At 53.5% G+C, this 25322-nt stretch carries 24 protein-coding genes; 16 read left to right on the forward strand and 8 right to left on the reverse strand.

Features of this window, described 5'->3' with window-relative positions:
- Positions 1-83: 83 nt before the first annotated feature.
- Positions 84-1265, forward strand: coding sequence for a sugar efflux transporter SetB (gene setB, locus GJ746_RS17150; protein ID WP_154681282.1), 1182 nt, complete (start codon positions 84-86; stop codon positions 1263-1265).
- A 46-nt stretch (positions 1266-1311) separates the two neighbouring features.
- Here setB and GJ746_RS17155 read toward each other — a convergent pair whose 3' ends face one another.
- Together GJ746_RS17155 and rihB are read right to left on the reverse strand one after the other, a co-directional pair.
- Positions 1312-2562 (reverse strand): NupC/NupG family nucleoside CNT transporter, encoded by a 1251-nt coding sequence (locus GJ746_RS17155; RefSeq protein WP_064362385.1) that lies wholly within the window; start codon positions 2560-2562, stop codon positions 1312-1314.
- Between the two features lie 140 nt (positions 2563-2702).
- Complete coding sequence (gene rihB / locus GJ746_RS17160; RefSeq protein WP_154681283.1) at positions 2703-3635, reverse strand: ribosylpyrimidine nucleosidase; 933 nt, start codon at positions 3633-3635, stop codon at positions 2703-2705.
- A gap of 135 nt (positions 3636-3770) precedes the next feature.
- On the opposite strand from rihB, the gene GJ746_RS17165 reads away from it, so the two are divergent.
- Positions 3771-4469 carry a transcriptional regulator YeiL gene (locus GJ746_RS17165; protein ID WP_154681284.1) on the forward strand — a complete coding sequence of 233 codons (699 nt, stop codon included), beginning with the start codon at positions 3771-3773 and terminating at the stop codon, positions 4467-4469.
- Between the two features lie 23 nt (positions 4470-4492).
- On the opposite strand, the gene GJ746_RS17170 is transcribed toward GJ746_RS17165, so the two are convergent.
- Positions 4493-4744, reverse strand: a complete 252-nt coding sequence (locus GJ746_RS17170; RefSeq protein ID WP_154681285.1) for a YkgJ family cysteine cluster protein — start codon at positions 4742-4744, stop codon at positions 4493-4495.
- Positions 4745-4892: 148 nt separating this feature from the next.
- Between GJ746_RS17170 and yeiP the strand changes: the two genes are divergently transcribed.
- The 10 genes from yeiP (at position 4893) to yejF (ending at position 17437) form a co-directional block, all read left to right on the forward strand.
- On the forward strand, positions 4893-5465 hold the full coding sequence (gene yeiP / locus GJ746_RS17175) for an elongation factor P-like protein YeiP (protein WP_004103935.1): 573 nt from the start codon (positions 4893-4895) through the stop codon (positions 5463-5465).
- A gap of 317 nt (positions 5466-5782) precedes the next feature.
- Complete coding sequence (locus GJ746_RS17180) at positions 5783-7249, forward strand: mannitol dehydrogenase family protein (protein ID WP_154681286.1); 1467 nt, start codon at positions 5783-5785, stop codon at positions 7247-7249.
- A 118-nt stretch (positions 7250-7367) separates the two neighbouring features.
- On the forward strand, positions 7368-8345 hold the full coding sequence (locus GJ746_RS17185) for a CobW family GTP-binding protein (protein WP_154681287.1): 978 nt from the start codon (positions 7368-7370) through the stop codon (positions 8343-8345).
- A 36-nt stretch (positions 8346-8381) separates the two neighbouring features.
- Positions 8382-9095, forward strand: coding sequence for a phosphatase PAP2 family protein (locus tag GJ746_RS17190; protein ID WP_195908873.1), 714 nt, complete (start codon positions 8382-8384; stop codon positions 9093-9095).
- A gap of 425 nt (positions 9096-9520) precedes the next feature.
- Complete coding sequence (gene mepS, locus GJ746_RS17195) at positions 9521-10090, forward strand: bifunctional murein DD-endopeptidase/murein LD-carboxypeptidase (RefSeq protein ID WP_154681289.1); 570 nt, start codon at positions 9521-9523, stop codon at positions 10088-10090.
- Between the two features lie 188 nt (positions 10091-10278).
- Positions 10279-11841, forward strand: a complete 1563-nt coding sequence (locus tag GJ746_RS17200) for a cyclic di-GMP phosphodiesterase (protein ID WP_154681290.1) — start codon at positions 10279-10281, stop codon at positions 11839-11841.
- Positions 11842-11911: 70 nt separating this feature from the next.
- Positions 11912-13717, forward strand: a complete 1806-nt coding sequence (locus tag GJ746_RS17205; protein ID WP_154681291.1) for an extracellular solute-binding protein — start codon at positions 11912-11914, stop codon at positions 13715-13717.
- A gap of 9 nt (positions 13718-13726) precedes the next feature.
- Positions 13727-14821, forward strand: a complete 1095-nt coding sequence (locus GJ746_RS17210; protein ID WP_154681292.1) for a microcin C ABC transporter permease YejB — start codon at positions 13727-13729, stop codon at positions 14819-14821.
- On the forward strand, positions 14821-15846 hold the full coding sequence (locus GJ746_RS17215; protein WP_154681293.1) for an ABC transporter permease: 1026 nt from the start codon (positions 14821-14823) through the stop codon (positions 15844-15846). Before GJ746_RS17210 ends, GJ746_RS17215 begins: the two co-directional genes overlap by 1 nt.
- Position 15847: 1 nt before the next feature.
- Entirely contained in the window at positions 15848-17437 is a 1590-nt protein-coding gene (yejF, locus tag GJ746_RS17220; protein ID WP_154681294.1) for a microcin C ABC transporter ATP-binding protein YejF, read from the forward strand.
- Positions 17438-17440: 3 nt separating this feature from the next.
- On the opposite strand, the gene GJ746_RS17225 is transcribed toward yejF, so the two are convergent.
- From GJ746_RS17225 to rsuA, 3 genes are all read right to left on the reverse strand, one after another.
- Positions 17441-17785, reverse strand: a complete 345-nt coding sequence (locus GJ746_RS17225; protein WP_154681295.1) for a YejG family protein — start codon at positions 17783-17785, stop codon at positions 17441-17443.
- A 329-nt stretch (positions 17786-18114) separates the two neighbouring features.
- Positions 18115-19311 (reverse strand): Bcr/CflA family multidrug efflux MFS transporter, encoded by a 1197-nt coding sequence (locus GJ746_RS17230; protein WP_154681296.1) that lies wholly within the window; start codon positions 19309-19311, stop codon positions 18115-18117.
- Positions 19308-20027, reverse strand: a complete 720-nt coding sequence (gene rsuA / locus GJ746_RS17235; RefSeq protein ID WP_154681297.1) for a 16S rRNA pseudouridine(516) synthase RsuA — start codon at positions 20025-20027, stop codon at positions 19308-19310. The genes GJ746_RS17230 and rsuA overlap by 4 nt, the downstream gene beginning before the upstream one ends.
- Positions 20028-20175: 148 nt before the next feature.
- On the opposite strand from rsuA, the gene GJ746_RS17240 reads away from it, so the two are divergent.
- Both GJ746_RS17240 and rplY read left to right on the forward strand, forming a co-directional pair.
- Positions 20176-21933 (forward strand): DEAD/DEAH box helicase, encoded by a 1758-nt coding sequence (locus GJ746_RS17240; protein WP_154681298.1) that lies wholly within the window; start codon positions 20176-20178, stop codon positions 21931-21933.
- 137 nt (positions 21934-22070) lie between these two features.
- On the forward strand, positions 22071-22355 hold the full coding sequence (gene rplY, locus GJ746_RS17245) for a 50S ribosomal protein L25 (protein WP_154681299.1): 285 nt from the start codon (positions 22071-22073) through the stop codon (positions 22353-22355).
- Positions 22356-22413: 58 nt separating this feature from the next.
- Here rplY and GJ746_RS17250 read toward each other — a convergent pair whose 3' ends face one another.
- Complete coding sequence (locus GJ746_RS17250) at positions 22414-23010, reverse strand: NUDIX domain-containing protein (RefSeq protein ID WP_154681300.1); 597 nt, start codon at positions 23008-23010, stop codon at positions 22414-22416.
- Positions 23011-23090: 80 nt separating this feature from the next.
- On the opposite strand from GJ746_RS17250, the gene GJ746_RS17255 reads away from it, so the two are divergent.
- On the forward strand, positions 23091-23849 hold the full coding sequence (locus GJ746_RS17255) for a DeoR/GlpR family DNA-binding transcription regulator (RefSeq protein WP_154681301.1): 759 nt from the start codon (positions 23091-23093) through the stop codon (positions 23847-23849).
- Positions 23850-23898: 49 nt separating this feature from the next.
- Here the strand turns inward: GJ746_RS17255 and yejK are convergent, their stop codons facing one another.
- The gene (yejK, locus tag GJ746_RS17260) at positions 23899-24906 is read right to left on the reverse strand and encodes a nucleoid-associated protein YejK (protein ID WP_154681302.1); all 1008 of its coding nucleotides are present in this window, start codon (positions 24904-24906) and stop codon (positions 23899-23901) included.
- Between the two features lie 178 nt (positions 24907-25084).
- Here yejK and GJ746_RS17265 point away from each other — a divergent pair, with 178 nt between their 5' ends.
- Positions 25085-25312 carry a YejL family protein gene (locus tag GJ746_RS17265; RefSeq protein WP_004133900.1) on the forward strand — a complete coding sequence of 76 codons (228 nt, stop codon included), beginning with the start codon at positions 25085-25087 and terminating at the stop codon, positions 25310-25312.
- The last annotated feature ends 10 nt before the right edge of the window (positions 25313-25322 follow it).

Here is a 25322-nt window from a genome sequence, read left to right on the forward strand (position 1 = left end):
TTTGATTTTTTTGTGCCATGGTGCTGTTCATTTTCTGACTGACGGCGTAAACTCCGCAACTCCTGAAACCGATGAAAGCCGACATGCAAAACAGTAGCGCCGCCCTGCCACGACGTGGGTTTGATTTAACGTCTTCCGCCTTCCTGATCGTCGCCTTCCTGACGGGTATCGCCGGGGCGTTACAGACGCCTACTCTGAGCCTGTTTCTGACTAACGAAGTTCACGTACGGCCGGCGATGGTCGGCTTCTTTTTTACCGGCAGCGCGGTGATTGGCATCCTGGTGAGCCAGTTTCTTGCCGGGCGATCGGATCGCAAAGGCGACCGTAAACAGCTGATCGTCTTCTGCTGCCTGATGGGCGTGCTGGCCTGCGCGCTGTTCGCCTGGAACCGTAACTACTTTATTTTGCTGTTTGTCGGCGTGTTTCTCAGCAGCTTTGGTTCCACCGCTAACCCGCAGATGTTTGCCCTCGCCCGTGAACATGCGGACAAAACGGGGCGCGAGGCGGTCATGTTCAGCTCAATTCTGCGCGCTCAGGTATCTCTGGCGTGGGTGATCGGCCCCCCGCTGGCCTACGCGCTGGCGATGGGATTTGGTTTTACGGTGATGTATCTCAGCGCGGCAATTGCCTTTGTGGTCTGCGGCGCGATGGTCTGGTTTTTCCTCCCGAGCATGCGCAAGGAGCCAAAGGCGGTTACCGGTCATCTTGAAGCGCCGCGAACCAACCGTCGCGATGCGCTGCTGCTGTTTATCATTTGTACGCTGATGTGGGGGATTAATAGCCTGTACATCATTAATATGCCGCTGTTTATTATCAATGAACTGCATTTGTCGGAGAAACTGGCGGGCGTCATGATGGGAACCGCCGCCGGACTGGAAATTCCAACGATGCTGATTGCGGGTTATTACGCCAAACGCTTCGGCAAACGTTTCCTGATGCGGCTCTCTGCGGTAGCCGGCGTATTGTTCTATATAGGTATGTTAACCGTGCATACCCCAGGCCTGCTGCTGGCTCTGCAGGCGCTGAACGCCATTTTTATCGGTATTCTGGCCGGTATCGGGATGCTCTATTTTCAGGATCTGATGCCGGGGCAGGCCGGAGCGGCCACCACTTTGTATACCAATACCACTCGCGTTGGCTGGATTATCGCCGGCTCGCTGGCCGGCGTCGTCGCGGAAATCTGGAGCTATCATGCCGTATTCTGGATTGCTCTTGTGATGGGTGCTGTCACACAGGTCTGCCTGTGGCGCATTAAAGACGTTTAAGGGCCATTGGTAAAACGGCGCGCCGCCCTGCCGGCGCACCTGCTCGTCAGGCCAGACCAATAAAAAATCCAGCAATCGTTGCGCTCATCAGATTCGATAGCGTTGCCGCGGCCAGCGCCCGCATTCCTAGCTGGGCTATTTCAGACGCCCGCTGCGGCGCAATCGCTGAGAACGCGCCAACCACCACGCCGATAGAGCCAAAATTAGCAAAGCCGCACAGCGCAAACGAAATAATCGCAATCGTTTTTACATCCAGCGCCCCCGGCGTTTGCAGAAAAGGCGAGAAGTTGAGATAGGCGACAAATTCGTTAATCGCCAGCTTCTGGCCTATCAGGCTTCCGGCCAGCGTCGCATCGCTCCAGTCAACGCCCATGAGCCACGCCAGCGGCGCAAGAGCATAGCCGAAAATGCCCTCCAGCGTGGCGTGCCCAAAACCGAACCAGCCGCCAATACCGCTAATAATACCGTTAATGAGAGCAATGATTGCCACAAACGCCATCACCACCGTCGCTACGCCCACGGCAATTTTTACGCCTGCCATGGCGCCGGTCGCTGCTGCTTCAATAACGCTTTTTGGCGGCGTTTCGGTGAATGAGAGATTTTCAAACGTGACCTGCGACGACTCTGTCGCCGGGCTAAGGAGACGCGCGAACAGAATCCCGCCGGGGATCGCCATTAGCGACGCCGCCAGCAGATAATCAATGGGAACACCCAGACCGGCATAACCGATCATCGTCGAGCCCGCAATCGACGCCATTCCACTACAAATCGCGGTGAACAGCTCATTGCGGTTCAAGCGATCAATAAACGGCTTAACGATTGCCGGGATCTCGTTTTGTCCAAGAAAAATAGTGGTTACGGCGACGAAGGACTCGATTTTACTGATATTGAGCGCTTTCTGGAAAATACCGCCAAGAATTCGGATGAGTATCCCCATCACGCCAATATAATAAAGCAGGCTCACCAGCGCGGTGATAAAAATAATCGCCGGTAATACTCGAAAGGCAAAAATAAACCCTGAACCATCAAACAGAACATCCATTTTAGGCCCAACCAGGGAACCAAAAATAAAAGCGCTGCCGGCATCGCTGTAGGTCATCACTTTATGCACGCCCAAAGCCGCCTGTTCCGCCAGCCATTTTCCCGGCGGGAAATAGAGCATAATGCCGCCAATGGCAATTTGCAGCACCAGCGCCGCGCCAACGGTACGCAAACTAATTCTTTTTTTATTTACTGACAGTAGAAAAGCAATTGCCAATAATACCGCCATCCCCAGAACGCTTCTCATTATATCCATAATGATTATCTCTTGATGCCAGTAAACCCGGCATTTATGCCAGGTTTTGGTAGGACTGATTTTATTACGGGCGACAGCTTACTGCCCGCCTGTTTTTATCAGGTGATAAAAGATATTTCATGCGCCTGATGCTATGTGACTTAGCGGTACATCCCTACGCACTCTTCAACCAGGTCCCAGAACCAGTTAGTATCAATGGTGATGCCCACTTTAGTATTCGGCGCTTTACCAAGTACTCCCAGCTCGTCGCATACCGTGCGGCCATAGCAGGGGCCGCTGTTAACATCAACTTCCACGTACATGTCCCGGGTCCTGATACCCTGAGGATTGATCAAATAACCGATACAGGTGGCATCGTGTACTGGACCGCCTGCCAGACCGTAGTTTTCAAACTGTGTTTTAAGCGTAAAATTCATGATATCGCTGAATAATTGTCCCGCCGGACCACCGGCCCTTTCCATGCGGGCAATCACATCTGCGGTACATACGGTCTGGTTAGTTAAATCCAGGCCCATCATTACCAAAGGAACACCGGAACTGAATACAACCCGTGCCGCTTCAGGGTCAGCATAAATATTAAACTCCGCCGATGGTGTAAAGTTTCCGGTACCGTAAGCGCCGCCCATCAGCACAATTTCACGAATTTTAGGCAGGATCGCTGGCTGCATACGCATCGCTACGGCAATATTAGTCAGCGGCCCAACGGGTACCAGAGTAATATCCCCCTCGCTGGCCATCAGCGTATCAATAATATATTTAACCGCATGCGTCTCTTCTGCTTTTCGGGTCAACGGAGAAAATACCGGGCCGTCAAGACCGGTTTCCCCATGAATATTATCGGCAACAATCTGTTGGCGCATAATGGGTTGCGGCATTCCGCCATATACCGGTACAGTGATATCTAAATGCTGACAGACATTTAATCCATTAACTAAGGTTTTATCCAGTGTTTGGTTGCCAGCAACGATTGTAATGCCTAATAAATCAATTGCCGGATGTCGGGCTGCCATCATTATAGCGATAGCATCATCGTGGCCTGGATCGCAATCGAGTATAATTTTTCTTTTTTCCATTTTTATTTCCTCTTTTCGCTTTTAGAGCATTTTTATGTTATTACAGCAGGGTTAAGCAGGTAGTGGATTAGCATTTGCAGCATACAAGGCTAAAACCGCTGCTGAATATGAGAAATCTCATACCGGGACGCGACCGTGAAAGAAATTCAAAATGAAAAGCTCAAACAGCAATTGATTAGCGAATCAGGCTATCAGGATAAATTTTCTGTAGAAGTGATGGCGGATACGCGCTTATTTCACGTGGTTGCCGGGGATTACATCATCAGAGAGGGGGCGCAGCCCGCGTACCTTTTTTACCTCGCGCGCGGACGGGCAAAGCTTTATACCACATCGGCTAATGGTCGGGTTTCACTGATAGATTTCTTTGGCGCTCCCTGCTTTACAGGAGAGATAGAGCTCATCGATCAACATCACCATCCGCGCGGCGTGCAGGCCATAGAGGAGTGCTGGTGCCTGGCTCTGCCGATAGCGACCTTTCGGCCGAGACTGCTTAACGATGTCGTTTTTCTACGTAATCTTTGCATTGCGTTAAGTCAGAAAAATTATCGCAATATTGTTTCTCTGACCCAGAATCAATCATTTCCGCTGGTTAATCGTCTGGCAGCATTTATCTTATTAACTCAGCACTGTGATATTTATCACGAAAAACATACACAGGCGGCAGAATATATGGGCGTGTCATATCGCCACTTATTATATGTGATTGCGCAATTTAGCCAGGAAGGCTTGTTGATCAAACAGAAGTCTGGCTACATTCTTGGCAATAAGCAAAAACTTATCGCCCTCGCGCGCGAAATGGATCCAGATAATAATTTTTCTGATTTATTGTATTGAGCTATCAAAAGAAACTTATAGCTTCAGGCGGTACTCTGTTCGAGGTGAAGAAGCCAGGTTATCGCTTCATCGCGGTTTGTCGCACACATTTCCGCTTCCGGCTTCAGGCTGGAACACACTTTAGGCCTTAACGGCGAGCCAAAAATATTACACAGATTATTTTCCGATAGCTGTACGCAGCGGGTGTTAGCCGGTTTGCCCTGCGGCATCCCCGGGATAGGGCTGGAGATAGAAGGAGCGATACAGCAAGCTCCGCATTCAGGGCGGCATTCCATAATCGACTCTTCCGATAACGCTAGTGGCGGCCTAGCCTAAACGTTTTACCTGAAGATAGCAAAACTCACGAATTCCACTTGCCTGAAAGGCCCGGCGCGAGTAGTTTTACGCGATATTTTCGACCCTTTATGTGACAGGATTACTGCAATGCCAAGAGCGAATGAAATTAAAAAAGGTATGGTGCTGAATTACAACGGCAAACTGCTGATTGTTAAAAATATTGATATTCAGTCACCGAGCGCCCGCGGCGCAGCGACGCTGTACAAAATGCGTTTCTCCGATGTCCGTACCGGGCTGAAAGTGGAAGAACGCTTTAAAGGCGACGATATCGTCGATACCGTCACCCTCACCCGCCGCTTCGTTGATTTCTCCTATATCGATGGCAACGAATACGTCTTTATGGACAAAGAAGATTACACTCCGTATATCTTCACCAAAGAGCAAATCGAAGAAGAGCTGCTGTTTATGCCGGAAGGCGGAATGCCGGACATGCAGGTTCTGACCTGGGACGGCCAGCTGCTGGCGCTGGAGCTGCCGCAGACCGTTGACCTGGAAATCATCGAAACGGCACCGGGTATCAAAGGCGCATCCGCAAGCGCCCGTAACAAACCGGCGACCCTGAGCACCGGCCTGGTGGTTCAGGTGCCTGAATACCTGAGCGCAGGCGAACGCATCCGCATCCATATCGAAGAGAGCCGCTATATGGGCCGTGCAGACTAAACTCTGCGAATGCAACACAAAGGGCAGCCAGCGGCTGTCCTTTTTATTAGCCCCCTTCCGCAGCTAGCGCCTTTTGGCTCCAGACAATGCCTCTTTTTCTCCCTTACCTCCGCCGTAAAGTTGTTATACCAAAAATTACTTATATTGCCCTGATAGCACCGTTCCCCTGATGACTTATTCAACATCAGGCGCCGCGAGAGAGGGTTTTGATTGATCAAGTTCACATTAAGCGGATAAATAAGGCTCACCAATTTAATTTGTTGTCATATATCTTTACACTACCGATGTTAATTATTGGTTAATCAGGTGTACTAAGAATGACAACCATTGCTACGGCTACGCTGCCGGAAGGCGTACAGCTACCTCAATATGACCGCAGCCAGCTCCGTTCGCGCATTGTGCATTTCGGTTTCGGCGCCTTTCATCGCGCGCACCAGGCGCTACTCACTGACAGGGTGCTCAACGCCAGAGGCGGGGATTGGGGGATTTGCGAGATCAGCCTGTTCAGCGGCGATCGGCTGATGGCCCAGCTGCGCCAACAAAACCACCTGTTCACCGTACTGGAAAAAGGTGGCGAAGGTAATCAGCCGATTGTTATCGGCGCCGTGCATGAATGTCTGAATGCGAAGCTGGATTCGCTGGCTGCCATTATTGATAAATTTTGCGAACCGCAGGTGGCCATTGTCTCGCTGACCATCACCGAGAAAGGTTACTGCATCGATCCGGCCAGCGGTCTGCTGGATATGACGCAGCCGCGCATTATTCACGATCTGCAAAACCCAACGCAGCCGCAATCGGTCCCCGGTATCCTTGTCGAAGCGCTGGCGCGCCGCCGTCAGCGCGGATTAACACCGTTTACCGTCCTCTCCTGCGACAATATCCCTGATAATGGACATGTGGTGAAAAACGCCGTACTGGGAATGGCGGAAAAACGCGATCCGGACCTTGCGCAGTGGATTGCTGAACGCGTCAGCTTTCCCGGCACCATGGTTGATCGCATTGTGCCCGCCGCTACAGAGGAGTCGCTGGCGGAAATTAGCGCCACGTTGGGAGTCGAAGATCCCTGCGCGATTAGCTGCGAGCCCTTTATTCAATGGGTCATTGAAGATAACTTCGTTGCCGGTCGGCCAGACTGGGAAACAGCAGGCGTACAGATGACGGATAACGTTTTGCCATGGGAACAGATGAAGCTGCGGATGCTCAACGGCAGCCACTCGTTCCTCGCATGGCTGGGCTATCTTGCCGGCCACGCGCATATTAGCGACTGTATGCAGGACCCGGTTTTCCGCAGCGCCGCCTGCCGGCTAATGCTCGACGAACAGGCACCCACTTTATCTATACAGGAAGTGGACCTGACGGCTTACGCTGACAGCCTGATCGAACGCTTCAGCAACCCGGCGCTGAAGCATCGCACCTGGCAAATCGCCATGGACGGTAGCCAGAAGCTGCCACAGCGGATGCTTGATAGCATTCGCACCCATCTCGCGCAGGGCAGCCAGTGGCCGCTTCTGGCTCTGGGCGTCGCCGGCTGGATGCGCTACGTCAGCGGGAATGACGATGCCGGAAACCCTATCGATATTCGCGATCCGCTGGCTGACAAGATAAGCAAACTCGTTTCCAACAGTGATGAGCAACAGCGCGTGACGGCCCTGCTTACGCTTGAAGAGATCTTTGGCAACGACCTGCCGCGAAACTCGCAGTTTGTCGCCGATATTTCCGCCGCGTGGCAGCGGCTCGCAGCCTCAGGCGCGCGTAATGCGATTGCCGACGCGCTGAATTCTTAACAATTTCTGCCTTTAAGCGGACAGAGTCCCCTTCTGTCCGCAGTAAGACTTCTCTTTTCCCCCTTTTTTCGTCAGGATAGTCCAACTGTTACAACATTACATTTATCCTGGAGAGAAGGTGACCAAAACGAATTTGATCACGGGGTTTCTCGGCAGCGGCAAAACGACTTCAATTCTGCATCTGCTGGCCAGCAAGCCTGCGGATGAAAAATGGGCCGTACTGGTCAACGAGTTTGGCGAGGTCGGTATTGACGGCGCGCTGCTGGCGGAAAGCGGAGCGCTGCTTAAAGAGATCCCCGGCGGCTGCATGTGCTGCGTTAACGGTCTTCCGATGCAGGTTGGATTAAATACCCTGCTGCGTCAGGGCAAACCCGATCGCCTGCTGATAGAACCTACCGGGCTTGGCCATCCAAAACAGATCCTCGATATACTGACCGCCGCGGTATACGAACCGTGGCTCGACCTGCGCGCCACCTTGTGCGTACTGGATCCGCGTCAGCTTCTGGACGAAAAAGTGGTAGCCAACCAAAACTTTCGCGACCAGCTGGCTGCCGCTGATGTCATTATCAGCAATAAGGCCGATCGTTCGACTGAAGAAAGCCAGCAGGCGTTTGCCGCATGGTGGCAGGCGTATGCGAATGGTCGTCAGTTCGTCAACGCCACGCAGGGTAATATCGATCCGGCACTGCTTGATTCGCCGCGCCGCAATCTTGCCCCGCTTCCCAAAAGCGCCGAGCATGCGCATCATCACGGCGAGAAAAAAGGTCTTGCCGCGCTAACTCTCCCTGCCCATCAACGCTGGCGCCGTAGTCTCAACAGCGGGCAGGGCTATCACGCCTGCGGCTGGATTTTTGACGCTGAAACCGTCTTCGATACCGTTGGCCTGCTAGAATGGGCCCGGCTGGCGCCGGTCGGACGCGTTAAAGGCGTCATGCGTATTGCGGAAGGACTGATACGTATCAATCGCCAGCAGCTTGATTTGCATATTGAGACGCAAAACGTCGCCCCGCCGGACAGTCGTATCGAGCTGATTGCCGATACCGAGACGGACTGGAATACGCTGCAGGCCTCCTTGTTGAGGATTCGTTTAAGTTAAGGCGGCTATGGTTGCCGTCGTTTTACACAATACGCGATAGTTATGATTAAAAATCGAATTCCCCTGATCCTGCTGCTGAACGCGGCGGGTGTTGTGCTTTTTTGTTCATGGTACCTCCCCGTTAACCATGGTTTCTGGAATCCGCTGGACTCGGCGATCTTCTATTTCTTTAACCACCTGGTTGGCGTGAGCACCGCTTATACCTGGCTGCTGGCTATTATAAATAACCGCGCATTTGACGCCTGCTCGCTGCTGGCGATGGGCAGCCTGATGCTGAGCTTCTGGTTTAAAGAACAGAGTGCCGGACGCCGCCGGGTGATTATCATCGGCCTGGTGATGCTGCTGGCCGCCGTTATCATCAACCAGCTGGCCCAGCATCTGATGCCGGTTAAGCGCGCCAGCCCTTCGCTCGCTTTCACCGACATCACCAAAGTCAGCGATGTGATCTCATTTCCCACTAAAGATGCTTCTAAAGATAGCTTTCCGGGAGATCACGGCATGATGCTGCTTATTTTTGCTTCCTTCATGTGGCGCTATTTTGGCCGCCGCGCGTTTGCCATTGCGCTGGTGATATTCGTCGTGTTCGCTTTCCCACGAGTGATGATTGGCGCCCACTGGTTTACCGATATTGCCGTCGGCTCATTAACGGCCGTGCTTATTGGCGCTCCCTGGGTATTGTTGACCTCGGCAAGCGACAACGTTATTGCCTTATTTGAACGTTATCTTCCCGGTGGAAATGCAAAAAATTAAAATACTATTTACAAATAATTAATATCATCCATAAGGGATCGTTCTGGGTCCTTTTTTTATCCGCGCATTTTTTCTCATTCCTCATCATCTTTCTGTCACACTAATCATGTTAAAAATGAGTAAATTGCGTATTTTTTACCCATCAATGACGATATTTTACCCTTTGCCAATGATTCACTTTTTGTCGCAAAAATACTTATAAGAAAATGAACAAAACCGCTCGCCATCCCCCGTGCGATCGGGTAACCTCAATCTCGTTTTGCCTGGTTCGCGATATCCATTCAGTGAATGAATAAATTTGTGCGTCAGCCCACACTTTTAGGCTTACGGAATTGTCTCATTGCGACCAGGTAATTAGGCTCTAACACGTTTGGCATTTTTTATAACGACATTGTCGTTAAGGACAACAAGGGATAACACACAGCATGGTCAAATCTCAGCCGATTTTGAGATATATTTTGCGGGTCGCGCCCGCGATTGCAGTTGCGGTTTTGCTCTCCGCGTGTAGTTCAAATAGTACCGCCAGAAATATGCATTCTGAGACGCTTGCTGTGGGTAGTGGCGATTTATCATCACTGCAAGCCTCTCAGGATGAATTTGAAACAATGGTCCGTAACCTGGACGTAAAGTCCCGTTTGATGGATCAATATGCCAGCTGGAAGGGCGTGCGTTACCGCCTCGGCGGCAGCACTCGTAAAGGCATCGATTGTTCTGCCTTCGTGCAACGTACTTTCCGTGAACAGTTTGGTCTGGAACTGCCGCGCTCAACTTCAGAGCAGCAGGGTTCCGGAAAATCCATCAGCCGTTCACAGCTGCGTACCGGTGATTTAGTTCTGTTCCGTGCAGGTTCCACGGGTCGCCATGTAGGTATCTACATCGGCAACAATCAGTTTGTTCATGCTTCCACCAGCAGCGGTGTGACGATTTCGAGCATGGATGAGCCGTACTGGAAAAAGCGCTATAACGAAGCGCGACGAGTTCTGAGCCGCTCGTAACCTCTTCTGCCGTTGGTTAATCCCTTGGCCAGCGGAAGAAATAAAAAACACTGCCGCGGCGGTGTTTTTTTTTGCTCGTCGGTCAATAAACTTCGTAAAATAAGCTATGTCTTTAAGCGGAGATAGAAAAGCATTTTTCTATCAGCATTTTGGCGTGAATCAACAACACGGACTGACTATATAAGCCTATGCCCACCCGTCATCTCTCTCCCCGACGAAAAATCTGGCTGACCAGTATATGTGTTGGGATAGCCTTTGCCCTGCTGGCCGGTAGCATCCAGTTTATGGTGATTTATCATAACCGCGCGGAGCGTTTCGACGTCATTATTAATAACGTTCATAATTATCTGAAAGACTACTTTCACGATCTTAATCAGACGATTAACGGCCTGCAGCCTCTGGTAGATCAGCCCTGTGAAAACGTCGCCTCAGGCTTAACCGCCCACGCCGCCTTCAGTCCAAACGTTCGCGCCTTCCTGCTGGTAAAGAATGGCCTCGCGTTTTGTTCCTCCGCGACTGGCGCCATGAATACGCCCTTAACCCAGCTCATTCCGCAGCTGGATATTACGCAAGCGGTCGATATGGCCATTCTGCCGGGAACGCCGATGATGCCAAAAAGCGCCGCGCTGGCGATGTGGGTCCGGAGCCCGCACGGTGGAAAAGACGGCATTTTTGTCTCGATTAATGCCAATCTGACGCCCTATATTCTCTACTCCGCCAGGCAGAATGATTTCAGCGGCCTGGCGCTGGCCATAAAGCACACCGCCATATCCACCTTCAGCAACCGGCTTATCGACCCGCAGACCATGCTCGCCCCGCCTATTCGCCAGACGCAAATAGATGGTCTGCCGTTGAAAATCTATCTCTACGCTAACAGCTGGCTGGCGGAAAATACCCAGTTTGCCCTGCTGCTGGGCGTCGTATGCGGGCTGCTGGCCGGACTATTAAGCTACTACATCCTCACCATTAAATCGGACCCGCGCAAAGAGCTGCTGCTGGCGATTAAAAACGATCAGTTTTACGTGGTCTATCAACCGGTAGTGAGGTCGGAGACGCTGCAAATTAGCGGCGTTGAGGTATTGATGCGCTGGCGACATCCGGTGGCCGGAGAGATCCCTCCCGATGTTTTTATCAATCTTGCTGAAACCCAGCAGATAATTATTCCGCTTACCCGGCACCTATTAAAATTGATTGCCGATGATGGCCCCATCCTGCAAAGCATCCTGCCCGCAGGGTGCAAGCTTGGAATTAATATTTCACCGCTGCATCTCCACGCGGTAAGCTTTCAGGAGGATCTTCAGCAGTTCAACGCCGCCATGCCCGCCGGCCATTTTAGCGTGGTGCTGGAAATCACCGAACGCGCGATGCTCGACAAGCACCGGTCGCTGGAGAACTTCGACTGGCTGCATCAGCAGGGTTTTGAAATCGCGATTGATGATTTTGGTACCGGCCACAGCGCGCTAATTTATCTCGAGCGCTATAGCTTTGATTATCTGAAGATAGACCGCGGCTTCGTACAGGCGATCGGGACGGAGACGGTGACCTCGCCGGTACTCGATGCCGTTATCTCCCTGAGCCGCCGTCTGCAGCTCGCCACCGTCGCCGAAGGCGTGGAAACGCAGGAACAGGCGGAATGGCTGCGTGACCATGGGGTAAACTATCTGCAGGGCTACTGGTTAAGCCGTCCGCTGACGCTGGAGGCGCTGGTCGCCGCCCACGATGAACCAGCGAAATATTTCACAAGCCGCTGAGTGTCCTTTATTATTTGCTCTCAGAGGTCAGGCCGCCTCAGGCCTGTCATTGGAGGACGTTATCCTGGTTATGTTTGTACGCATCAGCCTGATATTGCTGACCTTATTTAGCCTGCACAGTCAGGCGCAGGGTATTAAAGAGAGCGATACGTTCGCGATTATAGGTGAACCAAAATACGCCGCTGGATTCGACCACTACGATTACGCCAATCCCGCCGCGCCTAAAGGTGGCGCAATTACCCTGGCGGCCATTGGTACCTTTGATAATTTCAACCGCTACGCTATGCGCGGCAATCCGGGTATTCGTACCGAAGCGTTATACGATACGCTGTTCACCACCTCTGACGATGAGCCCGGCAGCTATTATCCGCTGATCGCCAGCCACACGCGTTATGCCGATGATTTTTCGTGGATAGAGATTACGCTCAATCCACGCGCCCGCTATCACGACGGCAGCCCCATTACCGCCAGCGATGTCGCTTTTACCTTCCAGAAATTTATGACCGAAGGGGTACCGCAGTTTCGCCTCTTTTATAAAGGCACCACCGTAAAAGCCATCGCCCCGCTCACCGTCCGCATTGATTTAGCCACGCCGGGTAAAGAGAACATGCTCAGCCTGATGACGCTGCCCGTCATGCCGGAAAAATTCTGGAAAAGCCATAAGCTCAGCGACCCGCTCTCTTCGCCGCCGCTGGCCAGCGGTCCTTATCGAATCACCGCCTGGCGGATGGGCCAGTACATTACCTACTCACGGGTGAAGGATTACTGGGCTGCCGATTTGCCGGTCAACCGCGGACGCTGGAATTTTGACACCCTGCGCTACGACTATTATCTGGACGATAACGTCGCTTTCGAAGCCTTTAAGGCCGGCGCCGTCGATCGCCGCGAAGAAAACGTCGCCAAGAACTGGGCTACGCGTTACGTCGGGCGTAACTTTGCCCACGGCTATATCGTTAAGGATGAATACACCAATACCTCGGCGCAAAACACGCAGTGGCTGGCCTTTAACATTCAGCGTCCGGTGTTTAGCGACCGCCGGGTACGCGAGGCAATCACGCTCGCTTTTGATTTTGAATGGATGAACAAGGCGCTGTTTTATAACTCCTACAGCCGCGCCAACAGCTTCTTTCAGAATACAGAATACGCGGCGCGCGATTATCCTGATGCCGATGAACTCGCCCTGCTGACCCCGTTGAAAAAAGAGATCCCGGCCGAAGTTTTTACTCAGATATACCGACCGCCGGTTTCCAGCGGTGACGGTTTCGAACGGGCAAATTTGCTTAAAGCGGATGCCATTCTTAACCAGGCGGGATGGATAGTAAAAAACCAGCGGCGGGTTAATGCGAAGAACGGCAAACCGTTACGCTTTGAACTGTTGCTCCCTTCCGGAAGTAGCGATCGCTGGGTTCTCCCCTTTCAGCACAATCTTCAGCGGCTCGGTATCGTCATGGACATACGCCAGGTCGATAACTCCCAGTACAGCAACCGCAAGCGCAGCCGCGACTATGACATGATGCCAAGCGTCTGGCGCGCGACGCCGTGGCCGGGCACCGATCTGCAAATTTCCTGGGACTCTGAATACATAAACTCCAGCTACAACGCTTCAGGGGTGCAAAGCCCGGCCGTCGACCAGCTCATCGCGCAGATTATTCGCTGGCAGGGTAATAAAGAAAAGCTGCTGCCGCTGGGCCGGGCCCTCGACCGCGTGCTGACGTGGAACTATTACATGCTGCCGATGTGGTATATGGCGCAGGACCGAACCGCATACTGGGATAAGTTCTCCTTCCCGCAGACCCGTGCCGTTTACTCCTCCGGTTTCGAAAACTGGTGGTACGACGCAAATAAAGCGGCCAGACTCCCCGCGGACAGACGTTAAGGAATCAAGATGGGTGCATATCTGCTCCGCCGACTATTGCTGATAATCCCGACCCTGTGGGCAATCATCACCATTAACTTTTTTATTGTGCAGATCGCCCCCGGCGGTCCGGTCGATCAGGCGATTGCGGCGATTGAGTTCGGCGATCGCGGCGGCCTGCCCGGCGCCGGAGACAGCGGCATGGCCGCCAGCCATGCGCGTACCGGAGTCACTAACATCAGCGACGGCCACTATCGCGGCGGCCGCGGACTGGATCCAGAGGTTATTGCCGAAATAACCCACCGCTACGGCTTCGATAAACCAATCCACGAGCGCTATTTTAAAATGCTCGGAGATTATCTGCGCTTTGATTTTGGCGATAGCCTGTTTCGTAGCTCATCGGTACTGCAGCTGATTAAAGACAGCCTGCCGGTCTCCATCACCCTGGGCTTATGGAGTACGCTGATTATCTATCTGGTGTCGATTCCATTGGGGATCCGTAAAGCCGTCAGCAACGGCAGCCATTTTGATGTCTGGAGCAGCACGCTGATTATTATCGGCTACGCGATCCCGGCGTTCCTGTTCGCCATTTTACTGATCGTTATCTTCGCCGGCGGCAGCTATTTCGATCTCTTTCCGCTACGCGGGCTGGTATCAGCCAACTTCGACAGCCTGCCGTGGTACCAAAAAATTCTCGACTATCTCTGGCACATTACCCTTCCGGTACTGGCAACGGTGATCGGCGGTTTCGCCGCTCTAACGATGCTGACCAAAAACAGCTTTCTTGATGAGATCCGTAAACAGTACGTCGTCACCGCCCGCGCCAAAGGCGTAAGCGAAAAGCAGATCCTCTGGGGGCACGTATTTCGCAACGCGATGCTGCTGGTGATAGCCGGTTTCCCGGCCACCTTTATCAGTATGTTTTTTACCGGATCGCTGCTGATTGAAGTGATGTTCTCGCTAAACGGACTGGGGCTGCTGGGCTATGAAGCCACCGTTTCTCGCGATTATCCGGTTATGTTTGGCACGCTGTATATTTTTACCCTGATTGGCCTGCTGCTGAATATCATCAGCGATATCAGCTATACGCTGGTCGATCCGCGTATCGATTTTGAGGGTCGCTAATGGCATTTTTGAGTCCCGTCAATCAGGCCCGCTGGGCGCGCTTTCGCCACAACCGTCGCGGCTACTGGTCGCTCTGGCTATTTTTAGCCCTCTTCGCCTGTAGCCTGTGCGCTGAGCTGATTGCTAACGATAAACCACTGCTGGTTCACTATCGCGGTAGCCTTTACGTCCCGCTATTAAAAAACTACAGCGAGACCACCTTCGGCGGCAGCTTCGCCACCGCCGCCGACTATCAGGATCCATGGCTGCAAAAACGCCTGGACGATAACGGCTGGGCCCTGTGGGCGCCGATTCGTTTCGGTGCGACAACCATTAATTTCGCCACCGACAGCCCCTTCCCTTCACCGCCGTCGCGGCTTAACTGGCTGGGCACCGATGCCAACGGCGGCGACGTGCTGGCGCGTATTCTGTACGGCACGCGAATTTCAATACTCTTCGGCCTGCTGCTAACCTTCTTCTCCAGCGTACTGGGGGTGATGGCCGGCGCCGTACAGGGATATTACGGTGGGAAGATAGACCTGTGGGGGCAGAGGTTTATTGAAGTATGGTCGGGGATGCCAACGCTGTTTCTGATTATTTTGCTCTCCAGCGTCGTGCAGGCCAATTTCTGGTGGCTGCTGGCGATTACCGTGCTGTTTGGCTGGATGACGCTGGTCGGAGTCGTGCGCGCCGAGTTTCTGCGCACCCGTAACTATGACTACATCCGCGCTGCCCAGGCGCTCGGCGTCAGCGATCGTGCGATTATTCTGCGCCATATGCTGCCTAATGCCATGGTTGCCACCCTGACCTTCCTGCCGTTTATTCTGTGCAGCTCAATAACCACCCTAACCTCGCTGGATTTCCTCGGCTTTGGTTTGCCGCTGGGCTCCCCTTCGCTGGGTGAGCTGCTGTTGCAGGGGAAAAATAACCTTCAGGCGCCCTGGCTGGGCATCGCCGCTTTTCTGTCAGTGGCGGTACTGCTGACGTTACTGATTTTTATTGGTGAAGCGGTTCGCGACGCCTTTGACCCAAGTAAGGCGGTGTAGCATGACGCAACCTCTGTTAGATATCGATAACCTCAGCATCGCCTTTCACCAGCAAGGTGAAACCACTACCGTCGTCAGAGAGCTGTCGCTACAGATTGACGTCGGTGAGACCCTGGCGCTGGTCGGCGAGTCCGGCTCCGGTAAGAGCGTTTCAGCGCTATCGATACTACGGCTGCTGCCCTCGCCGCCGGTCAGCTATCCTGACGGCGACATCCGTTTCCACGGCCAGTCGCTGCTTCACGCCGATGAGCGTACCCTGCGCGGCGTGCGCGGCAACCGCATCGCCATGATCTTTCAGGAGCCGATGGTTTCGCTCAATCCGCTGCATAATCTGGAAAAACAGCTGTACGAAGTTCTCTCATTACACCGCGGGATGCGTAAAGAAGCGGCGCGCGGAGAAATCCTCGACTGTCTGGAGCGCGTCGGGATCCGCAACGCGCCCCGGCGGCTGGCCGACTATCCGCATCAGCTTTCCGGCGGCGAGCGTCAACGGGTGATGATCGCCATGGCACTGTTGACCCGCCCGGAGCTGCTTATCGCCGACGAACCCACTACCGCGCTGGACGTGTCGGTGCAGGCACAAATCCTCGCGTTGCTGCGTGAACTGAAACAAGAGTTAAACATGGGTCTGCTGTTTATTACCCATAATCTGAGCATCGTTCGCCAGCTCGCCGACCGCGTCGCGGTGATGCAGAACGGCCGCTGTGTCGAACAAAACGGCTGCCGGGCGCTGTTTTCCACGCCTGAACACCCCTATACCCGCCGCCTGCTGGACAGCGAGCCGTCAGGCGATCCCGTACCGCTCCCGCCCGATGCGCCAGAACTGCTGCGGGCGGAAAATCTGAGTATCGCCTTCCCGATACGTAAAGGGATTCTGCGGCGAGTCGTCGATCACAATCGAGTGGTTAACGCCCTCAGCTTCCATTTACGCGCCGGTGAAACGCTGGGGCTGGTCGGTGAGTCCGGCTCGGGCAAAAGTACCACCGGCCTGGCGCTTCTGCTCCTGATTCATTCCGAAGGCGCAATTACTTTTGCCGGAGAGGCGCTTCAGGGACGCAACCGTCGGCAGATGCTGCCGCTGCGTCGTCGCATGCAGGTTGTCTTTCAGGATCCTAACTCATCGCTAAATCCGCGGCTAAACGTACTGCAAATTATTGAAGAAGGTTTGCGCGTCCATCAGCCGACGCTTACGCCAACCGAGCGGGAGCAGGCGGTCATTCAGGTAATGCAAGAGGTCGGACTCGATCCGCAATCACGCCATCGCTATCCTGCAGCCTTCTCCGGCGGACAACGCCAGCGCATCGCCATCGCCAGGGCGCTGGTCGTCAAGCCACAGCTTATCGTGCTGGATGAACCCACCTCATCGCTGGATAAGACCGTGCAGGCGCAAATCCTGGCTTTGCTGAAGGCGTTACAGCAAAAGCATCAGCTGGCTTACATTTTCATCAGCCATGATTTACGCGTTGTGCGGGCGTTGTGTCATCAGGTAATGGTGCTGCGGCAGGGAGAAGTCATCGAGCAGGGTGAGTGCGAGCGCGTATTTACCGCTCCACAACAGGAGTATACCCGCCAGCTGCTGGCGTTAAGCTGACGGTCAGAATGGATTGTTACCAGAAAAGGGTTCAGCAATCGCCACGCCGAAATTTTTAAGGCGACAGGTTGCCGCGAATTCGTCCTGACGATTAACAAACAGGCACGGTTCTCCTTCGCATTCAACAATAGAACTGTCTACCTCGATGTCGCTGAGCGCCTGGCTGAGTTTATGCATAACCGGCCACGCCTTTTCGCCATCAGGGCTGAGTAATTTTAACGCCACAAGGCTGTTTTCGCTCTGAATGCCGTTTTGCGGAATCGGTTCAACTCTTGAACCTGCAAAACCATCCAGCCAGCGATAGCTCTGCGGCAGACGGTGTACAATAGAAAGTTGCAGTGTATTCACGTGTTTTCCCCGGAAGCAAAATATTTCACAATAATTTTACATTAATACTAACACATTATTGACAAATAGTCCTCTTACTGCACAGAAAACGCTTACACCGTCAGCATGACAGTGTTATTGGTTTGTAATGTAAAAGTTTATAATTGTGCAGTTAGAACACCTTCGGGCTATATGTACCCGTTTCTGTGATCTAAAACAACTTTTTTATCGCAATAATACGACTTATTTAGCGATTTGATTTTACATAAAAGAAACAAGTTGCAGTACTGAGAAGCCCGTTCTGGTTGATATGCATCAAAAAAAGGGGCGATATCGCCCCTTGATGTCGCTTATCGTACGGTTTTGCGCCGTCGACTGGCATAAAGATAGAAGAGCACAGAACTGCTGGCGCAGAAGGCAATGGAAATCAGCATTGGCCAGGCGGTAGTAAACGTGGCCATTGACAGCAGTGCGCCAACAATTGCGCCGATGCCAAAACGGAACGTACCTGCCAGCGAGGAGGCGGTTCCGGCCATATGCGGAAACTCGTCGAGAATAACCGCCATCGCGTTGGAAGAGACCATCGAAACGCAGCCGATAAAAGCCGCTACCCCAAACACCAACGACCAGAAACCGACGTCTAACAGCGCGCACACCACCATCCATACCGCCATCGCAAACTGGATCCATAGCCCGGCGCGGAACATATTCAGCGCCCCAACCCGCCGCACAAAGCGGCTATTGATCATGGTCATGACAAACAGAAAAACGATGTTCAGCGCAAAATAGTAACCAAAGTGCTGCGGTGAAACATGGTTGAGATTGATATAGACGAACGGACCGGCGCTCAGGAACGAAAACATCCCGGCGAAGCTAAAACCGCTCGCCAGCATATAGCTCAGCACCCGCTTGTGGCGAAACAAGGTTGCGAAATTGCCAAGCGTAGTGCGGATATGAAACTTCTGCCGGCGTTCCGGCGGTAGGGTTTCGCGAATAAAGAGGGCGATCATCGCCGACGCAAATAGCGCCGCCAGCGCGAGGATCCAGAAGATCGCATGCCAGCTAAACCACACTAATACCGCCCCACCGACTATCGGCGCCACCAGCGGCGCGACGGTAGTCACCAGCATGACGAACGACATCATCCGCGAGAACTCCTCTTTGGGATAGATATCGCGCATCAGGGCGTTAATAACCACGCTTGCCGCCGCAGCCGCCAGGCCGTGGAAAAAGCGCATGGTGATCAGCATGTCGATGGTCTGCGAGAGCGCACAGGCCACCGCCGCCGCGGCAAAAACCAGCGTGCCGCCAAGAATAACCGGCTTACGTCCAACGCTGTCCGCCATCGGACCGTATAAAATCTGACCGACGGCAAAGCCCAGTATATAGGTACTGAGCGTCATCTGAGCGCTGCCGTCCGGCACATTGAACTGCGCCGCAATCACCGGCAGAGCCGGCAGATACATATCAATCGACAGCGGCATTAGCATGGCCAGCAGGCCAAGAATAAATACAATCCCTAATGAAGAATTCTGTTTTGCCGTCACGTTTTACTCCGCGCCTGTTGGCCGCCGACGCTGGCTATTTCAGCTTCCGTCAGCGGACGATATTCACCGGGTTCCAGCGACTCATCGAGCTTAATATCGCCAATACGTTCACGATGCAGTCCAACCACATGGTTACCCACCGCGGCAAACATCCGCTTCACCTGATGGTAGCGCCCTTCGCTGATGGTCAGACGGACTTCAGTCGGGGTGACAACTTCCAGCACCGCCGGTTTCGTCAGATCTTTCTCGTTATGCAGCTGTACGCCTTTAGCGAACTGCTCGGCGGTGGTCTCATCGACCGGATTTTCCAGCTCCACCAGATAGGTTTTTTCGCAATGATGACGTGGGGAAGTAATGCGGTGAGACCACTGGCCGTCATCGGTCATAAGTACCAGACCGGTAGTGTCAATATCCAGACGACCTGCGGCATGGAGCTTGTGCGCCACTGGTTCGTCGAGGAAATAAAGTATCGTCGGGTGATCCGGATCGTCGGTTGAACAAACGTAACCCTGCGGCTTGTTAAGCATAAAGTAGCGCGGGCCGTTCTGCTGAACCAGCGTATTGCCGTCATACTCGACGTCATGCTCCGGCAGAAGCTTGAAGGAAGTATCTTTTACAATTTCGCCGTCCACGGTAACGCGGCTGCCGCGGATTTCACGCCCGGCAATAGCCCGACTAACGCCAAGTTGCTGAGCGATAAACTTATCAAGTCGCATGAGATTTTTTTAGCCTGTAAGAGTGCTGGAGCGGGCAACGCGCCCGAAAAAGAAGAATTTCAAAAGGTAGTATAACGAGCTATTAACACCACTCAAGGGAAAAGATTCGTGTCATACTGTTCGCGAGTTAATTAACCGCTATAAATTCATGACTTTTACACTACGCCCGTACCAAAAAGAGGCGGTCGATGCCACGCTCGCCTGGTTTCGTCACCACCATGAACCTGCCGCTATTGTTCTGCCCACCGGAGCGGGTAAAAGCCTGGTCATCGCCGAACTGGCGCGCCTGGCCCGCGGCCGCGTACTGGTGCTGGCCCACGTAAAAGAACTGGTGGCGCAAAACCACGCCAAGTATCGCGCGCTCGGTCTGGAAGCGGATATTTTTGCCGCTGGCCTCAAACGTAAAGAGAGCCAGGGTAAAGTGGTGTTTGGCAGCGTACAGTCGGTGGCCCGTAACCTTGATTGCTTTCAGGGAGAGTTTTCGCTGCTGATTGTCGATGAGTGCCACCGCATCAGCGACGATGATGACAGCCAGTACCAGCAGATCATCAGCCATCTTCAGCAGGTCAATCCGCAACTGCGCCTGCTCGGCCTGACCGCAACGCCTTTTCGTCTCGGCAAGGGGTGGATATACCAGTTCCATTATCACGGTATGGTGCGCGGCGATGAAAAAGCGCTCTTTCGCGATTGTATCTACGAGCTGCCGCTACGCTATATGATCAAAAACGGTTATCTGACGCCGCCGGAGCGGCTGGATATGCCGGTAGTACAGTACGACTTTAGCCGCCTCCAGCCACAAAGTAACGGCCTGTTCAGCGAGGCCGACCTGAACCACGAACTGAAAAAGCAGCAGCGGGTTACGCCGCATATCGTTAGCCAAATCGTTGAGTTCGCCCAAGCGCGTAAAGGGGTGATGATTTTTGCCGCCACCGTCGAACACGCTCGTGAAGTGACCGGCTTACTTCCGCAGGGTGAAGCGGCCTTAATCACCGGTGAAACGCCGGGTGCGGAGCGCGACCGTATCATTGAGGAGTTCAAAGCTCAGCGCTATCGCTATCTGGTCAACGTCGCGGTGCTGACCACCGGCTTTGATGCACCGCACGTCGATCTGATCGCCATACTGCGCCCTACCGAGTCGGTGAGTCTTTATCAACAGATCGTCGGCCGCGGCCTGCGCCTGGCGCCGGGTAAAACCGACTGCCTGATCCTTGATTACGCCGGTAATCCGCACGATCTTTACGCTCCTGAAGTGGGTACGCCGAAGGGAAAAAGCGACAATGTCCCGGTTCAGGTGTTTTGCCCGGCGTGCGGTTTTGCGAATACCTTCTGGGGAAAAACCACCGCCGACGGTACGCTAATCGAACACTTTGGCCGCCGCTGTCAGGGCTGGTTTGAAGATGACGAAGGCCATCGTGAACAGTGCGATTTTCGCTTTCGCTTTAAAAACTGCCCGCAGTGTAACGCGGAGAACGATATCGCCGCCCGCCGCTGCCGCGAGTGCGACACCATTCTGGTCGACCCCGATGACATGCTTAAGGCGGCGCTTAAGCTTAAAGATGCGCTGGTGCTTCGCTGCAGCGGCATGGATCTGCAGCACGGCGCCGATGATAAAGGCGCCTGGCTGAAGATCACCTATTATGATGAAGACGGCGCCGATGTCAGCGAGCGCTTCCGCCTGCATACGCCCGCCCAGCGTACCGCCTTTGAGCAGCTATTTATTCGCCCGCATACCAGAACTCCGGGGGTGCCGCTACGCTGGATAACGCCCGGCGATATCCTTGCCCAGCAGGCACTTTTGCGCCATCCGGACTTTGTTGTTGCCCGCCTGAAGGGGCAATACTGGCAGGTGCGGGAGAAAATATTTGATTATCAGGGCCGTTTCCGCCGGGCTAATGAACTGCGCTAATCCCCCTGACACCTGAGGTTTTGGTTGCTGCCAAAACGGATGGCGGCTATAATGCCGCCCGCTTTTGCATTCGCAAAGCAGATAATCTGCCTGCTGCTGGGTCGCCTGTAGCAGGATTTATATATAGAGAGACATCAATGTTTACTATCAACGCAGAAGTACGTAAAGAGCAGGGTAAGGGTGCGAGCCGCCGCCTGCGTGCAGCTAACAAATTCCCGGCCATCATCTATGGCGGCGAAGCTGCGCCAGTAGCAATCGAACTGGATCACGACAAAGTGTGGAACATGCAGAACAACGCTGAGTTCTACAGTGAAGTTCTGACCATCGTTGTTGATGGCAAAGAAGAAAAAGTTAAAGCTCAGGCTGTTCAGCGTCACCCGTTCAAGCCGAAGCTGTCCCACATCGACTTCGTTCGCGCTTGATCGCCGACTGAAAGTTGTATGGCAAGCGCCCCGTTCCGCAAGGTCCGGGGCGTTTTGTTTAACGGGATAACAAGGTTGATGCATTCAGCGCCAGATGCTGTAACAACATAATCGTTTTCGCATCGACGATTTCCCCGCGGCGTATAGCCTCCAGAGCCTGCTCCAGCGGCCACTCCAGTACTTCAATATCCTCTCCTTCCGTCGCCAGGCCGCCACCGTCACTGCGCCGATCGTCGGCAGAGTATTCAGCGATGAAAAAGTAAAGCTTCTCCGTCACCGAACCGGGGCTCATGTAAGCAGTAAATACCGGCTCAATCCGGGTGACGCGAAAACCGGTCTCTTCTTCGGCTTCGGTAACGATACGCGCTTCCGGAGAAGCGTTATCCAGCAGTCCTGCGGCGGCTTCGATCAAAAATCCATCATGACCGTTAATCCATACCGGAAAGCGAAACTGACGGACCAGCACTACCGTTTGCTTTTCACGATTGTAGAGCAGGATCACCGCGCCGTTGCCGCGATCGTAAGCTTCCCGACTCTGCTCCTGCCAGCGCCCGTCACGGCGCAATAGTTCAAAGGTATATTTCTTGAGCGTGTACCAGTTGTCCGATAATAGCGTTTCGCGGATATGGCGAACGCGCGGTGCATCAGCGTGCATGTTTTTCCCCTTTTAGGTGACAGCGAGCAACATAACATGCATAATCGTGCACAAACAAGATCACTCATGAAGGTATTTTGATGCTCGCCAGCCAGAGAAAACAGCAGATTTTGCACATCCTCGCCGAGGAAAAACAGGTGATGTCGGGCGATCTCAGCCAGCGTTTTCGTATTTCGGAAGATTCGATTCGCCGTGACCTGCGCGAGCTGGCAGCAGAAGGTAAACTTCAGCGCGTTCACGGCGGCGCGTTGCCGGTTTCCCAGGCAATCGCGCCAATCGAAACAAGAAAAAACGTGCAAATTGTATCAAAGCAGACCATAGCCCAGCGCGCGGTTGAGCTTATCCAGCCCGGACAGGTGGTCATTATTGACGGCGGTACCACTACCGGGGAGATGGTGCGGCTACTGCCGGAGAACCTGGCATGTACGGTAGTCACCCATAGCCCGGGCATCGCCGTCGCTCTGGTGGAAAAACCGCTAATTGAAGTGATTTTAATTGGCGGCCGGTTGTTTAAACATTCGGTCGTCAGCGTCGGTTCCGCGGCGCTGGAAAGCATTTCCCGCATCAATGCCGATCTGTTTTTCATGGGCGTTACCGGCGTGCACCACCGCGCAGGATTAACCACCGGCGATTATGAAGAAGCGGGTATCAAGCGCGCGCTTGCTGCACGGGCCGCTGAAACGGTGGTGATGGCGTCACAAGAAAAGCTTAACTCCGCCTCGGCATTTGCCATCGGCGATCTGGGCCTGGCCAGTACGCTTATCGTCGATACAACCTTAGACGAGGCGCTGCGGCAGCAGCTAGCTATAGATGGGGTAGAAATCGTCTACGCTTTATAGCTCAAATCCCATGCAAAAAAATCCCGACACCTGGTCGGGATTTTTAATTTTAATTTCCGCCGGAGGTACGGCGCTGCAGCTGATCGCGCAGGTTCGGCGGCGTGCCTTTAATAGTTAAGGTATCCGTCGCCGGATCCCAGAATACCCGCTCGCCTAACAGCATGGCGTCAAAGTTAATGGTTAACCCGCCGCCGCTGCCGGCAAACTTGGTTAACTGACGCAGAGTACTGCGATCCGCCGGGAAGCTCTCTTCCAGCTCGTAGCCTTGTTCTGCGGTAAACTCCTGAAAAGTTTTCTCGCTGACGCCCGCCAGCTCTTTTGACAACGACTCCAGCTCGATTTCCTCACCGGCCTGCAGCTGTTCGTTACAATAGCTATAGACCTGCTGGCGCACGTTCTGACGCTCAGATTTATCCAGCTGCGCATCGGCGGCAAAATCATCCAGCGCCTGCAGCAGACCGCGGTTTTGCGCTTTCGCATTCAGCCCTTCGCTGGCGCCGAGGAAATCCATAAAGAAATCCGCCACTTTGCGCCCTACCCGCCCCTTGAGGAACGTCAGATAGCGGGTTGACTCCGGGTTGGTTTCCCACTCGGTTAAGTCAATGCGCGCGACGATATCCGCATGATTGATATCCAGATAATGAGTAGAGCTGATATCCAGCTCTTCGTTGACGCGCATGCTGCTTAAGTTATTCAGCACCGCCACCATCAGATACTCCACCGCCAGATAGCGATACTGGCAAAACAGCACGATCCCGCCTTCAGCAAAGGGATATTTTGCCAGCTCGTCACGCAGGCGGCCGGTAGCAGCACGGCTGAAAGGCAGAAACTCTTCTTCGCCCTTACGCTGCCCGCGCAGCGCCTGAGCCAGCTCGCTTTCTTCATTAAACAGGCCGTAGGCTTTATTTTTTGCGCTATAGACACGATGTAGTTCAGCCATCATCTCAACCACCGTCGCCGTCGGCTCCAGCAATGATTCGCGCAGCACCAGCTCCAGATTTTGTTCATCACGTTTGATTAACTGATGTAGGGCAATCTGGTCGATATCCAGACTCATGTTAAACTCTCCTTTTAGACCGGGCGGTATTCAACCACCGCCGGGACGACGACGCAACCGCCGCGTGACTCTTTGCGAGCACAGCCGCGCGCTTTTGCCTCGTGGCGAAAAAATGCGGAAAAAAAGCTGCTGCTACGGTAATATGTTGCCCTTTCACGAACAAACAGATTTTGAGTTTATGCCGCAATTATCCCGCTATAGCGATGAACACGTCGAACAGCTGCTCAGCGAGCTGACGAGCGTTCTGGAAACACATAAAGCGCCCGTTGACCTTTCACTGATGGTTCTGGGCAATATGGTGACTAACCTGATCAATAGTAGCGTCGCGCCGGCGCAGCGTCAGGCCATCGCCCGTTCTTTTGCCCAGGCGTTGCAGTCATCTATTAACGACGATCCGGCGCACTAAGGATAACGAA

This window comes from Klebsiella oxytoca (assembly GCF_009707385.1).
GTDB lineage: Bacteria > Pseudomonadota > Gammaproteobacteria > Enterobacterales > Enterobacteriaceae > Klebsiella > Klebsiella oxytoca_C.

Bases quoted from the DNA above. Each gene is read 5' to 3' on its own strand.
- rihB (WP_154681283.1), bottom strand. From the start codon at position 3,635: ATGGAAAAAAGAAAAATTATACTCGATTGCGATCCAGGCCACGATGAT.
- GJ746_RS17215 (WP_154681293.1), top strand. From the start codon at position 14,821: ATGGCATTTTTGAGTCCCGTCAATCAGGCCCGCTGGGCGCGCTTTCGC.
- rplY (WP_154681299.1), top strand. From the start codon at position 22,071: ATGTTTACTATCAACGCAGAAGTACGTAAAGAGCAGGGTAAGGGTGCG.
- yeiP (WP_004103935.1), top strand. From the start codon at position 4,893: ATGCCAAGAGCGAATGAAATTAAAAAAGGTATGGTGCTGAATTACAAC.
- mepS (WP_154681289.1), top strand. From the start codon at position 9,521: ATGGTCAAATCTCAGCCGATTTTGAGATATATTTTGCGGGTCGCGCCC.
- rsuA (WP_154681297.1), bottom strand. From the start codon at position 20,027: ATGCGACTTGATAAGTTTATCGCTCAGCAACTTGGCGTTAGTCGGGCT.
- GJ746_RS17180 (WP_154681286.1), top strand. From the start codon at position 5,783: ATGACAACCATTGCTACGGCTACGCTGCCGGAAGGCGTACAGCTACCT.
- GJ746_RS17200 (WP_154681290.1), top strand. From the start codon at position 10,279: ATGCCCACCCGTCATCTCTCTCCCCGACGAAAAATCTGGCTGACCAGT.
- GJ746_RS17170 (WP_154681285.1), bottom strand. From the start codon at position 4,744: ATGGAATGCCGCCCTGAATGCGGAGCTTGCTGTATCGCTCCTTCTATC.
- GJ746_RS17255 (WP_154681301.1), top strand. From the start codon at position 23,091: ATGCTCGCCAGCCAGAGAAAACAGCAGATTTTGCACATCCTCGCCGAG.
- yejF (WP_154681294.1), top strand. From the start codon at position 15,848: ATGACGCAACCTCTGTTAGATATCGATAACCTCAGCATCGCCTTTCAC.
- GJ746_RS17250 (WP_154681300.1), bottom strand. From the start codon at position 23,010: ATGCACGCTGATGCACCGCGCGTTCGCCATATCCGCGAAACGCTATTA.
- yejK (WP_154681302.1), bottom strand. From the start codon at position 24,906: ATGAGTCTGGATATCGACCAGATTGCCCTACATCAGTTAATCAAACGT.
- GJ746_RS17210 (WP_154681292.1), top strand. From the start codon at position 13,727: ATGGGTGCATATCTGCTCCGCCGACTATTGCTGATAATCCCGACCCTG.
- setB (WP_154681282.1), top strand. From the start codon at position 84: ATGCAAAACAGTAGCGCCGCCCTGCCACGACGTGGGTTTGATTTAACG.
- GJ746_RS17240 (WP_154681298.1), top strand. From the start codon at position 20,176: ATGACTTTTACACTACGCCCGTACCAAAAAGAGGCGGTCGATGCCACG.
- GJ746_RS17265 (WP_004133900.1), top strand. From the start codon at position 25,085: ATGCCGCAATTATCCCGCTATAGCGATGAACACGTCGAACAGCTGCTC.
- GJ746_RS17155 (WP_064362385.1), bottom strand. From the start codon at position 2,562: ATGGATATAATGAGAAGCGTTCTGGGGATGGCGGTATTATTGGCAATT.
- GJ746_RS17205 (WP_154681291.1), top strand. From the start codon at position 11,912: ATGTTTGTACGCATCAGCCTGATATTGCTGACCTTATTTAGCCTGCAC.